This window comes from Paraburkholderia sp. RL17-381-BIF-C (assembly GCF_046026435.1).
Taxonomy (GTDB): Bacteria; Pseudomonadota; Gammaproteobacteria; order Burkholderiales; family Burkholderiaceae; genus Paraburkholderia.
Window position 1 is genome coordinate 1 of sequence record NZ_JARESX010000061.1, and the last position, 12,413, is coordinate 12,413.

The 12,413-nt window shown below is 63.9% G+C and carries 12 protein-coding genes; 7 read left to right on the forward strand and 5 right to left on the reverse strand.

What is annotated here, in order from left to right:
- Positions 1-69: 69 nt before the first annotated feature.
- The 5 genes from mtgA to mpl all read right to left on the reverse strand — a co-directional run bounded on the left by mtgA (position 70) and on the right by mpl (position 6,008).
- The gene (mtgA, locus tag P0D70_RS27890; RefSeq protein ID WP_091799039.1) at positions 70-792 is read right to left on the reverse strand and encodes a monofunctional biosynthetic peptidoglycan transglycosylase; all 723 of its coding nucleotides are present in this window, start codon (positions 790-792) and stop codon (positions 70-72) included.
- Between the two features lie 63 nt (positions 793-855).
- Positions 856-1,719 carry a shikimate dehydrogenase gene (gene aroE, locus P0D70_RS27895; RefSeq protein ID WP_408186837.1) on the reverse strand — a complete coding sequence of 288 codons (864 nt, stop codon included), beginning with the start codon at positions 1,717-1,719 and terminating at the stop codon, positions 856-858.
- Positions 1,716-3,830: a ribonuclease catalytic domain-containing protein gene (locus tag P0D70_RS27900; RefSeq protein WP_408186838.1), complete on the reverse strand. Its 2,115-nt coding sequence runs from the start codon at positions 3,828-3,830 to the stop codon at positions 1,716-1,718. Before P0D70_RS27900 ends, aroE begins: the two co-directional genes overlap by 4 nt.
- A 184-nt stretch (positions 3,831-4,014) precedes the next feature.
- Positions 4,015-4,617 (reverse strand): YqiA/YcfP family alpha/beta fold hydrolase, encoded by a 603-nt coding sequence (locus P0D70_RS27905; RefSeq protein ID WP_408186839.1) that lies wholly within the window; start codon positions 4,615-4,617, stop codon positions 4,015-4,017.
- A complete protein-coding gene (gene mpl / locus P0D70_RS27910) occupies positions 4,614-6,008 on the reverse strand; it encodes a UDP-N-acetylmuramate:L-alanyl-gamma-D-glutamyl-meso-diaminopimelate ligase (RefSeq protein ID WP_408186840.1) in 1,395 nt (464 codons plus the stop codon). The genes P0D70_RS27905 and mpl overlap by 4 nt, the downstream gene beginning before the upstream one ends.
- A gap of 279 nt (positions 6,009-6,287) precedes the next feature.
- Between mpl and P0D70_RS27915 the strand changes: the two genes are divergently transcribed.
- From P0D70_RS27915 to P0D70_RS27945, 7 genes are all read left to right on the forward strand, one after another.
- Complete coding sequence (locus P0D70_RS27915; protein WP_408186841.1) at positions 6,288-6,941, forward strand: UDP-N-acetylmuramate--alanine ligase; 654 nt, start codon at positions 6,288-6,290, stop codon at positions 6,939-6,941.
- Between the two features lie 9 nt (positions 6,942-6,950).
- Complete coding sequence (locus P0D70_RS27920) at positions 6,951-7,502, forward strand: TlpA family protein disulfide reductase (RefSeq protein ID WP_408186842.1); 552 nt, start codon at positions 6,951-6,953, stop codon at positions 7,500-7,502.
- 194 nt (positions 7,503-7,696) lie between these two features.
- On the forward strand, positions 7,697-8,152 hold the full coding sequence (gene aroQ, locus P0D70_RS27925; RefSeq protein ID WP_091799017.1) for a type II 3-dehydroquinate dehydratase: 456 nt from the start codon (positions 7,697-7,699) through the stop codon (positions 8,150-8,152).
- Positions 8,153-8,221: 69 nt separating this feature from the next.
- Entirely contained in the window at positions 8,222-8,692 is a 471-nt protein-coding gene (accB, locus tag P0D70_RS27930) for an acetyl-CoA carboxylase biotin carboxyl carrier protein (protein ID WP_012434379.1), read from the forward strand.
- Between the two features lie 131 nt (positions 8,693-8,823).
- A complete protein-coding gene (gene accC / locus P0D70_RS27935; RefSeq protein WP_091799014.1) occupies positions 8,824-10,191 on the forward strand; it encodes an acetyl-CoA carboxylase biotin carboxylase subunit in 1,368 nt (455 codons plus the stop codon).
- 3 nt (positions 10,192-10,194) lie between these two features.
- Positions 10,195-11,097 (forward strand): 50S ribosomal protein L11 methyltransferase, encoded by a 903-nt coding sequence (prmA, locus tag P0D70_RS27940; protein ID WP_408186843.1) that lies wholly within the window; start codon positions 10,195-10,197, stop codon positions 11,095-11,097.
- A 48-nt stretch (positions 11,098-11,145) separates the two neighbouring features.
- Positions 11,146-12,411, forward strand: a complete 1,266-nt coding sequence (locus P0D70_RS27945; protein WP_408186844.1) for a DUF3426 domain-containing protein — start codon at positions 11,146-11,148, stop codon at positions 12,409-12,411.
- The last annotated feature ends 2 nt before the right edge of the window (positions 12,412-12,413 follow it).

Consider the following 12,413-nt stretch of genomic DNA (forward strand, 5'->3'; position numbering starts at 1 on the left):
AAACAAATCAAGGAAAGGCCAAAAACCCAAAGAACAAAACCACAACCACGCCACAAAGGCAAAAAAAAACTAATCGGGCAACTCCGCCGCCCCCATCCTGCGAGCAATAACCCGCGACCGCTGCGCAAGATAAGGCGACCCTCGATGCTCATCAAAATACTTAGGCTGCGGCAACATAACAGCCAACCGGGCCGACTGCGCAGCAGTCAACTTACTCGCTGAAGTCTTATAGTAATAACGAGCCGCGGCCTCAGCCCCATAAACCCCATTCCCCCACTCAACGGAGTTGAGATAAATCTCAAAGATCCGTTCCTTATCCATCAAGGCCTCAAGCATCCACGTAATGATGAGTTCCTGCCCCTTGCGGATATAACTCTTCTCCCGCGACAAAAACAGATTGCGCGCCAACTGCTGAGTAATGGTCGACCCACCGCGCACAATCTTGCCCTTGGCCTTATTCCGCTCCCAGGCCTGCAAGATAGCGTCCGTCTCATACCCATTGTTATTGACGAAATTCGCATCCTCGGAAGCGATGATCGCGCGCTTCAGATTGCGCGAAATCTGGTCATACGGCACCCACGTATGCTGCACGGAAAGATCCGGCCGATCCTGCGACAAGCGCCACGCGTCCGAGCGCATAAACGCAGTGCTGCGTGGATTGACGTAATTCCAAACGGCGATCTGCGCGAAATAAAACGCCTGCGTCGCAATCCAAGCGATCGCCACCACCGCGCCCAGATAGACGATCCATCGCACCGGACCTGGCCGGCTCACGCGCCGCGTTGCTGTCATCGTGCTCCAGGTCCTCGTGTCGGTGAATTCGGCAAGGTAAGACGCAGCATTTGCGTGACGCGGTTAAGCGTGCGGCGGCGCAACCAACTGCGCACGCAATTCGGCCAGCACCGGCGCGCCGTCGGGCCGCACGCCGCGCCAAACGTAAAACGACTCGGCCGCCTGCTCGACCAGCATGCCGAGTCCATCGGCGCCGCGTGCACCCAGCTTCCGCGCGTGCTCCATGAATACCGTCGGATGCGCGCCGTACATCATGTCGTAGGCGAGCGTGCCGCTGCCGAACGCGCGGTCGTCGCACTCGGGCAACGACGCGTCCAGGCTACCCGCCGTCGCATTGACGATCACGTCATACGCGCTCGCTTCGATCACCCGCGCGCTACCACCGCTCAGACGACACGAGGCGTCACTCGCGGCCTGCGCGAACTGGCCGACCAATGCTTCGGCCTTCTCCGCCGTACGATTGACGATGGTGAGCGTATGCGGCGCGCGCTCGAGCATCGGCAGAACCACGCCACGTGCGGCGCCGCCCGCGCCCAGCAACAGAATGCGCGCGCCCTTCAGCGACACGCCGAGATTCACCTCGATATCGCGCACGAGACCGAAGCCATCGGTGTTGTCGCCGAAAATACCGTTCGCGTCGACGCGCAACGTATTCACCGCGCCCGCAGCCGCCGCGCGCGGCGACAACGTGTCGGCCAACGCATGCGCTTCGAGCTTGAACGGCACGGTGACGTTCAGCCCGCGCCCGCCTGCCTCGATGAAGGCCCGCACATGCGGCACGAACGCATCCACCGGCGCGAGCAGACGGCCGTACTCGACCGGCTCGCCGGTCTGCTCGGCAAAACGTCCATGAATGAACGGCGACTTGCTATGGCCGACCGGATTGCCGATGACCGCATAACGGTCGAGTGAATCGTTGGCGCTCATCGTCCGGGCTCCGCAATCTGCTGTTGAGTGGCGGGATCGTTCGCGCCATCGCCATTGGCGGCGTCGCTCGGCGTGGCCGCCTCGTTGCCCTCGAGTTCGGCTTCGGCCTGAGCCTCGGCTTCGCCTTCGGCGCTCTCGTCAGGAGCGTCGATGATTTCCTCTTCGCTCTCGTCCGCTTCTTCAGCCTCGCTGCCGCTCGTCACGGTCGGCGCGTCGAGCACGTGCAGGAGACGCACGGACGCTTCGACGGTCAACTCGTCGGTCGACATCACTTCCATCTGCAAGCGCGTGCCGCGCGCATGCACGCCGAGACCCGGCACGTGCAGCAGCAACGGAATCTCTTCGAGACGCACCAGATCGCCCTTCACGACCGATGCCACCACCTGCTTCCTGTTTTCCTGCTTCAGCCAGCGCAGACACCAGAAATACTCCATGCGGCGCTGATGATCGGCATACGCGGTGTAGGTATCGTCGAAACCTTGCACGACGGCGAACAGGTCGGCGTCCTTCGGTTTGAACGGTGCGGCCAATTTGGCGGTCACGCCGTGCTGCACACAGGCGATCAACTGCCATTGGTTCACCAGGTCGACATAACGGCGCAGCGGCGACGTGCTCCACGCGTACTGCGTGACGCCGAGGCCTTCATGCGGCGCGGCGTTGGTTTGCATGCGCGTGCGCTTCGGGCCGGTCGGGGCGCCGAACGCGCGCTGCGTGCGATAAATGCCCGGCACGCCGTGGTCGTGCAGGAACGCGCCCCACGACGAGTTGGCGAGAATCGCCAGCTCGGCGACGATCGTGTCGAGCGGCGAACCGCGCCGGCGCGGCGTGATCGTGATGTGCTCGCCTTCCACGTAGAAGTTGAAATCCGTATTGCGCTGCACTTCGCGACGCAAACCGTAACCGGCGCGCGCGGTCTGACGCTTCTCGAACAGCGCCTGCGCGAACGGCCACAGCACGGCGATGTCTTCCTTGTGCGGATAGTCGCCGGTGCCGGCGGCGAGCGCCTCTTCAGTCACCAGCTCGTCGAGCGTGTTGTGGCGCAGATTGTTCTTCACGAACACGCGCTCGGCGCGCGTTTCGCTCGCGACGATCTCCTGCGTCTCGCGATTGACGATCACATACAGAGAAAGCGCGGGGCGCAAGCCGCCTTCGGCCAGCGTGAACGCTTCAACGACGCTGTCGGGCAACATGGTGATCTTGTCGCCCGGCATGTACACGGTCGACAGGCGCGTGCGCGCGATCGCATCGACCTCGTCGCCGCGCTGAATGCCGAGCGCCGGCGCGGCAATGTGCACGCCGATCCGCACACGGCCATCGGCCAGATGCTCGACGGAAAAGGCGTCGTCGATTTCGGTCGTGGTGATGTCGTCGATCGAGAACGCCTGCACGTTCGCTTCGGGCAGATCTTCGGGCAACGCGCCGACGGTAACCGGCGGGAAGCCGGTGCCGTGCGGGAAAAACTCCGAGAGGAATTTCGCCTCGTGCAATGCGCGCGCCGACGGAATGGCGCCGCATTCGAGCATCAGGCGCGCTTGCGAAATGCCGCGCGCCGCCGCCGCGCCTTCGAGCGCCTTGTATTCGATCGTGTTCTTGTCGGGCTTGGTCAACAGCGCCAGCGCCTTGCTGCCGGTGAAGGCTTCCGGCAAACGGCCGGCCTTCAGCTCTTCCTCATAGCCGGCCTGCACCAGCGCCTGCTGACGCTTGCGCTCGAGTCCGGCAAGCGCCATCTTCAGTTGTTCTTGCGGCGCGCGCTGATACATGCCGCGGCCTTTGCGGCGGAAGTACACCGGCGAGCCGTGCATGCGCAACACCAGCGCGGCGCGCTCGATCGAGCCGAAGCGCTCGCCGAAATACTCGGCGCCGAGCGTGGCGAACGGGAATTCGTCGTCAGGCGCGCATTCCCACAGGAAATCCAGGTCGATCTCCTGCGCGGCGGCGTCGGCCTGTTGCATCAACTCGGCCGCAGTCGGCTTTTCGAATTCGATCAGCACGTCTTTCGCGCGCACCTTGGCGCGGCGTCCGCCCGGCAGCTCGACCTGAAACGCATCGCCCTGGCGCGACAGCACGCTGCCCGCCTTGAAACTGCCCGATTCCTCGAAGAAAACGTTCACTCAATACTCTCGTTCTGACTTGCATCTGCCGGCGCGCCCGATCTTGCTCTGCGATCGGTCACTGCGTGCGCGGCACGGCAACGTGTTCGTGGTAGTGGATCCGCGACGCGTCACACGCGCGCCGGCGGCATGAATCTGATGAGCAGCCAATGCCTCGCTGCTGGAAAGCCCGGCCTGGCCGACTCTACGCGGCTTCGCGCGGGGCGGGCGGTTCGACGTCTTCCGCGTCGCAAAAGGCCAGCACCTCGTCGACGTATTGCGCGAACTCGCTGATCGCGTGGTCGCTCCCTTCGATCAGCGTAGTGCGTGCGCCGGGATAGTGCGCGAGCATTTCGCGGTAGTCGAGCACTTCGTCGCCGGTCGCGGCCATCAAATAATAGCGATCGGGCCGCGTGATCGACGCGACGCCGAGCGCGCGCAATTCATCCAGATGATGCGGCTCGACGACGATGCTGCCGCCGCCGTGCCACAACGGCTGCTCGCCGAGATAGGCGGTCAGGTCGCGCTGCGGCACGACTGCCGGGTTGAGCAGCACCGCGGGCCAGCCATGCTTCTCCGCCAGATAAGTGGCGAAATAGCCGCCGAGCGAACTGCCGATCAGCGTGACGTTTTTCGGCTTGGCTTCGGCCACCAGCGACTCGGCGAGCGCCACCGTCTCGAACGGCGAGACCGGCAGCATCGGACAGCACCATTCGTCGCTGCGGCCGAGTTCGACGAGCCGCGCCGCCAGCACGCGCGCCTTGAACGAATTGGGTGACGAGCGGAAACCGTGCAGATAAAGGATCACGAAGTGCCTCGCGCGGAAAGAGCGTCGAGCAGTTTCTGGTGCACGCCGCCGAAGCCGCCGTTGCTCATCACCAGAATCTGGTCGCCGGGGCGCGCGGCGTGGACTACCGCTTTGACCAGCGCGTCGAGATTGTCGAAAGCCTGCGCTTTGCCGCCGAGCGGCGCGAGCGCCTCGCCGAGATTCCAGCCGAGCGCGTCGCGGCCGGTCGGCGCGCCGTAGCCGAACACGAGATCGGCGTCGGCGAGGCTGGCCGGCAATTGCGCTTTCATCACGCCGAGCTTCATGGTGTTGGAGCGCGGCTCCAGCACGGCGAGAATGCGCGTGTTCTCGCGCCCTACGCGGGCGCGCAGCCCCGCGACGGTCGTGTCGATGGCAGTGGGATGGTGCGCGAAATCGTCATAGACCGTCACGCCGTCCACGCTGCCGCGCACTTCCATGCGGCGCTTGACGTTGCGAAAGCTCGCCAGCGACCGGGCGGCCTGCGCCGGCGGCACGCCAACGTGGCGCGCGGCGGCGATCGCGGCCAGCGCGTTCATGCGGTTGTGCTCGCCTTGCACCTGCCACTCGACCACGCCGACGCGCTCACTGTTGTGATAGACGGCGAAACGCTCGTCGACCGGCACGCCGTCTTCCGCGGGCAAGGTTTCCCAGCCGCCCTGCACACCAAAACGCTCCACTTCGCTCCAGCAACCGCGCGTCAGCACGCGCTCCAGCGCGTCTTCACGGCCGTTCGTCACGATGCGGCCAATGCCCGGCACGGTGCGGATCAGATGATGGAACTGCGTTTCGATCGCGGCCAGATCCGGGAAAATGTCCGCGTGATCGAATTCGAGGTTGTTCAGCACGGCGGTTTTGGGCCGGTAGTGGACGAACTTCGAGCGCTTGTCGAAGAAGGCCGTGTCGTACTCGTCGGCTTCGATCACGAAGAAGCTCGAATCGGTCAGCCGGGCCGACACGCCGAAATTCAGCGGCACGCCGCCAATCAGAAAGCCCGGATTGAGGCCGGCGTCTTCGAGCAGCCAGGTCAGCATGGAGCTGGTGGTCGTCTTGCCGTGCGTGCCGGCCACCGCCAGCACCCATTTGCCGTTCAGCACATGCTCGCCGAGCCATTGCGGGCCGGAGGTGTACGGCAGACCGCGGTCGAGAATGGCTTCCATCAGCGGGTTGCCGCGTGAGACCACGTTGCCGATCACGAACAGGTCGGCATTCAGACCGTTCAACTGGTCCGCGTCATAACCTTCGATCAGACGAATACCTTGTGCCTCGAGCTGGGTGCTCATGGGCGGATAGACGCCGGCGTCGCAACCCGTCACGGTGTGGCCCGCGCCGCGCGCGAGGACCGCGAGACCGCCCATGAACGTGCCGCAGATACCGAGGATGTGGATGTGCATAAGCCTGTCGTGCCGCGCGGGCGTTTTTTCTGGAACGACCCCCTAAACCTGCCGCTTCGCGCCAGGCCCCCAGAGGGGCAAGAAAACTTGGGGCGGGCCGGCGTTTTCCTGAGAGGGATGGGAGCGCAGAAGAGCGGCCGAATCGACCGTCTGCAAAGGACGCTATTGTAACCGACGCCTCCCGATCGCCCTATGAACGCTTGCCCGTACTTCCCGTGCCCGGCCGCGCGGTGCGACCCGCCAGGAAAGGCTGTCATCAATCTCTAGTATGATCGGGGGATGGTTCGCAAATCACATTTCGATCCGCAGCGCGTGCGCGAGGAAATCGCCATCGCGGCTGCGCGCATGATCGCCGAAGACGGTCTGGACTACGCCACGGCGAAACGCAAAGCGGCCCGGCAAGTGGTCGGCGAGAGCCGTGTTGCCGGCGAATGGCTGCCGGATAACGACCAGATTGAAGAAGAAATCCGGGAATATCAGTCGCTGTTCCAAGGCGACAGCCAGCCTGCTCTGTTGCGGCGCCTGCGCCGTATCGCGGTCGACTGGATGGAGCGGCTCGCGCCGTTCAACCCCTATCTGACCGGCGCGGTGCTCGGCGGCACGGCCGGCGAACACTCGGACATTCACCTGCAGGTTTTCTGCGACAACCCGAAAGAAGTCGCGATCTACTTCCTGAACGCGAACATCCAGTACGACGTTTCGGAAACGCGGCATTTCGCCGGCCGCGGCTATGTCGAGACGCTCAGCTTCCTGTGGCGCCCCACCAATGAAGGGCGCGAGGCGGAACCGGTCGGCGTGCACGTCGCGCTCTACGAAACGGACGACCTGCGCGGCGCGGTACGGGCCGACGCGCGCGGCCGTACCGCGCGCGCGAATCTGCAAGCCGTACAGACGCTGCTCGACGGCAGCGACGTCGCCCCATCAACTAGCTAGATTGACAAGATGAACACGAGACGGATTATGGCGGGCGCGCTTGTCGCGATCGTCGCCGCGGGCGGCGGTGTGCTGGCGAGCCACTGGCTGAACGGCGGCAACACCGAAGTCGCGCCCAATGCACAGCCGGCTTCCGGCGAAAGCGCTGTCGCCCAACTGTGGAGCGCTCCGGTGACCACCGTGGACGGCAAGCCGCAAACCTTAAGTTCGCTTAAAGGACACCCAATCGTCGTCAACTTCTGGGCCTCGTGGTGCGGGCCTTGCGTCGAAGAAATGCCGGCGTTGTCCCAGCTTCAGCGCGACTACGCAGGAAAAGGGATCCAGTTCGTCGGACTTGGCGTCGATTCGGACAAAAACGTTCAGGCGTTCCTGCAGAAAGTGAAAGTGGCCTACCCGGTGTATGTCACGGGCTTCGGCGGGGCCGACCTCGCGCGGGCCTTCGGTAATACGGCGGGCGGTCTGCCCTTTACCGTCGTAATCGACGCAAAAGGTGAGATTCGCTCGACAAAATTAGGACAAATCGATCCGCAAGCGCTGAAAAAGACCCTCGACGCGCTTTAAATTTCACATTCTTTTGACACTCAAATACTCGCAGAACGCGCAAAAATGCGCGCAAATCGCTCGGATTTGAGAGAAGATGGGCGCCCGGCGCGGCGGCAAAATGCCGCCGTAATCTAACCGTACGTTCGGGAAACTAGACAAGTTTCTCTAATCAGCGCTAAAGTGCGCCCAATTCCACGGAAAAAGAAGCGACCATGACGCGACTGCTGGTACTGCACGGACCCAACCTCAACCTTCTCGGCACCCGGGAACCCGAGGTCTACGGTCGCGTGACCTTGCCGCAGATCGATCAGGCGCTGGCGGACCGCGCAGCGGACGCAGGCGTCGAACTCGCGTCGTTCCAGAGCAACCATGAAGGCGCTCTGGTGGACCGCATCCAATCCGCCCGGACTGAACAGACCGATTTCATATTGATCAATCCCGCCGCGTACACGCACACGAGCGTGGCGATTCGGGACGCACTGGCGGGGGTCGGCATCCCGTTCGTCGAGATTCATCTGTCGAACGTGCATCGTCGCGAACCGTTCCGGCATCACTCGTATTTTTCCGACCAGGCGGAGGGCGTCATTTGCGGCCTCGGCTGGAAGGGTTATCTGTACGCGCTCGAATTCGCGCTCGACCGGCTCGCCGCCGGCTCGTCGCGCGGCTGATTCCAAACACGTCTAATTTGCGCCGGCTGCGTATGCGCCGGCACTTTTCGCATTGAAAGGGGCTTCCTGATGGATCTTCGTAAACTGAAAACTCTGATCGACCTCGTCTCGGAGTCCGGTATTTCCGAACTCGAAGTGACCGAGGGCGAAGGCAAGGTTCGCATCGTCAAGAATGCGCCGCCGGTTTACGTGCAACCGTCCGCCTCGTATGCGCCGCAATACGCGCAACCGGCGCCGGCCATCGGCGGCGAAGCGCCGGCCGCTGCCGCAGCTGCGCCGGCCACGCCGGCCGCCGCCGCGCCGCAAGGCCACGTGGTGACCTCGCCGATGGTCGGCACGTTCTACCGCGCGCCGTCGCCGGGCGCCGACCCGTTCGTCCAGGTGGGCGACACGGTCAAGGAAGGCCAGACGATCTGCATCATCGAAGCGATGAAGCTGCTCAACGAAATCGAGTCGGACAAGTCCGGCGTGGTGAAGGAAATCCTCGTCGAAAACGGCCAGGCGGTCGAGTACGGCCAACCGCTGTTCGTGGTCGGCTGACGCGGCACGCTTAGCGCTTCGTTTTGCGCATGCCGCCCGCGCGCCCGCAGTCCCCAAGGCGCGCGACCGATCCTCTGAGGCAGCCGGCGTTGTGATCAACCCGGCGCCCATTGATGAGTCGAAAACCCGCTATGTTTGAAAAAATCCTCATTGCCAATCGTGGCGAGATCGCGCTTCGTATCCAGCGCGCCTGCCGCGAGCTTGGCGTCAAGACAGTCGTCGTCTATTCGGAAGCCGACAAGGAAGCCAAGTACGTGAAGCTCGCCGACGAGGCGGTCTGTATCGGCCCGGCGCCTTCCAACCTGAGCTATCTGAATATGCCCGCGCTGATCAGCGCGGCGGAAGTCACCGACGCCGAAGCGATCCACCCCGGCTACGGCTTCCTCTCGGAAAACGCCGACTTCGCCGAGCGCGTCGAGCAGTCCGGCTTCACCTTCATCGGCCCGCGTCCGGAAACGATCCGGATGATGGGCGACAAGGTCACGGCCAAGCAGACCATGATCAAGACCGGCGTGCCGTGCGTGCCGGGTTCGGAAGGCGCGTTGCCGGAAGATCCGAAAGAGATCGTGAAGATCGCCCGCCAGGTCGGCTACCCGGTCATCATCAAGGCCGCCGGCGGCGGTGGTGGCCGCGGCATGCGCGTGGTTCACACGGAAGCGGCGCTGGTCAACGCGGTCAACATGACGCGCGAAGAAGCCGGCCGTGCGTTCGGCAACCCGCAGGTCTACATGGAGAAATTCCTGGAGAACCCGCGGCACATCGAAATCCAGGTGCTGGCCGATTCGTTCAAGAATGCTGTCTGGCTGGGCGAGCGCGATTGCTCGATGCAGCGCCGTCACCAGAAAGTGATCGAGGAAGCGCCGGCGCCGGGTATCGCGCGCCGTCTGATCGACCGTATCGGCGATCGTTGCGCGGACGCCTGCAAGAAGATGGGCTATCTTGGCGCGGGTACCTTCGAGTTCCTGTACGAAAACGGCGAGTTCTACTTCATTGAAATGAACACGCGCGTGCAGGTCGAGCACCCGGTGACCGAACTGATCACGGGCGTCGACATCGTCCAGGAACAGATCCGCATTGCGGCCGGCGAAAAGCTCGCCTTCCGTCAGCGCGACATCGTGTTCAAGGGTCACGCGATCGAATGCCGGATCAACGCGGAGGATCCGTTCAAGTTCACTCCGTCGCCGGGACGTTTGACGTCGTGGCACATGCCGGGCGGCCCCGGCATCCGCGTCGACTCGCACGCCTACAATGGCTACTTCGTACCGCCGAACTATGATTCGATGATCGGCAAGCTGATCGCTTACGGCGCCACGCGCGAACAGGCGATCAAACGCATGCGCATCGCGCTGTCGGAAATGGTGGTGGAAGGCATTCAAACCAACATCCCGTTGCACCGCGAGCTGATGCTGGACGCGAAATTCGTCGAAGGCGGCACCAGCATTCACTACCTCGAAAACCGGTTGGCCGCGAAGCAGCAGGCCGCGCCGGAAGAAGCGTAAGTCATGAGCTACCGGGAACTGATCGCCGAGTTGGCACGCGAGCACGCGGAGGAATTCTCCGACGCGCTGCTCGAGTTGGGCGCGCTGTCCGTATCGGTCGAAGATGCGGACGCCGACACGCCCGACGAGCAGCCGCTGTTCGGCGAGCCCGGTCTCACGCCGGATCGCACGGCGTGGCAGCGTTCGCGCGTGATCGCACTGCTCGCGCCGGAACACGAGCCGGCAGTGCTGCTGACCGCGGCAGCCAATGAAATCGGCCTGGAGGCAGCACCGTCATTCACCGTGCGTGAAGTCGAGGATCAGGATTGGGTGCGGCTCACGCAGTCGCAGTTCGATCCGATCAAGATCGGCGAACGTATCTGGGTCGTGCCGTCGTGGCACGACGCGCCGGACCCTGAAGCACTCGTGCTGGAGCTCGATCCTGGCCTCGCGTTCGGCACCGGCAGCCATCCCACCACGCGGCTTTGCATGGAATGGCTGGAGCAATCGGTGAAGCCCGGGCAGTCATTGCTCGACTACGGCTGCGGCTCCGGCATCCTTGCGATTCTGGCGAAGAAGTGTGGCGCCGACCCGGTGTACGGCATCGACATCGACCCGCAAGCGGTCGAGTCGGCGCGTCACAACAGCGAGCGTAACCGCGCGGACGTCACGTACGGTTTGCCCGACGAATGTCCCACTGGCGAGTTCGATATCGTGGTCGCCAACATCCTCTCCAATCCGCTCAAGCTGATGGCGTCAATGCTCTCGTCGAAGGTCAAGCCGGGTGGCCGGATCGCGCTGTCCGGCATTCTGGCTCGGCAAGCGGACGAAGTCGCGCAGGTCTACGCACGATGGATCGATATCAGCGTATGGCGCGAACACGAAGGTTGGGTATGTCTGTCGGGAACGCGCCGCGAAAGCCATTAGAATAAGGCGTATTGTCCAACCAACGGCCTTCCGGCTTATCGGCTCAATATGCTCCTGGCGACGCGTTGCCCCTTCTGTGAAACCGTCTTCCGCCTGCAAACGGAACAGCTCGCGCTACGCCGCGGGCTAGTCCGCTGCGGGCATTGCCACGAAGTATTCGACGCGTCGAGCAGCCTGTTCGACATCACAGAAGGCGGTGATTTCTCCTCCGCCAAACCGGTCGCCGCTGCCGCGGCGATCGAAGCACTGTCGGGCGTGCGTCCGAAAGGTCCGGACTTCAGCGCCGAAGCCTGGGATCCGTGGGCGCCGGCACCCGACGCCGCCATCGACAATCGTCTGCGGCACCATGCCGGCAATGTGCCGCTCTCGCCGGTCTCCACCGACGCAGGCGTCGCGGTCACGCCGCGCCACGCCGCGGAGCCCGAACTGCCGGCCGGCGCATTCACCGCGCCCATTCCACCCGACCACGAACCGATTCTGGCGGACGCGCCGCTCGACCCGTTCGCGTATGACGTCGATCCGCCCGTCGAAGAAGCGCCGCGCGTCTGGCATAAGACCGAGCGCGCGTCTGACGCGCCGCTCGAAGAGCCGGTCCTGGATGAATCGGCCACTTTGCATGGCATCCCTGACAATGAGCCGCGTTTCGGCGCGGCGGGCGTAGGTGCGGCCGGTGTAGGTGCGGCCGGCGCAGGCGCCGCAAGCTTCGGTGGTGCCAGCGCGGCCGCTACCGCCGGCCCGGTTCCGGCAAGCGGCGAGCCCTTCTCCGTCCAGCCGGTCAACGACGGCGCCGAGCCCTTCCCCGTCGTGCGTGAAACGCGCCCGGCCGAGCCGCGGCGCACGGGCTGGATTATCGTCGGTTCGGTGGTGGCGGGACTGTTGATCATTGCGCTGCTCGCGCAGCTCGCCTGGTGGCAGCGCGAAACGGTGATGGTGTACTTGCCGCGCTCCCAGACGCTCTACGCGAAGGCCTGCGCGACGCTCGGCTGCCTCGTCACGCCACCGCACGACATCGACGGCTTGCAGGTCGAACCTTCCGATCTTCGGCAGATCGACGGCCCGCACAAGCTCGAACTGAAGATGCCGCTGCGCAACCGCTTCAACATTGCGCTCGCCTATCCGGCCATCGAGCTCACCCTTTTGGACGACCAGAACAATGTCGCGGTACGCCGCGTGCTGTGGCCGCAAGACTACGTCCCGCCCGGCACGGCGATCGCGGCCGGCCTGCCCGCCCACACGACTCAGACCATGATCGTGCATCTCGACACGGGCAATGCGGTCGCTTCCAATTTCCGCGTACAGATTTTTTATCCGTAACG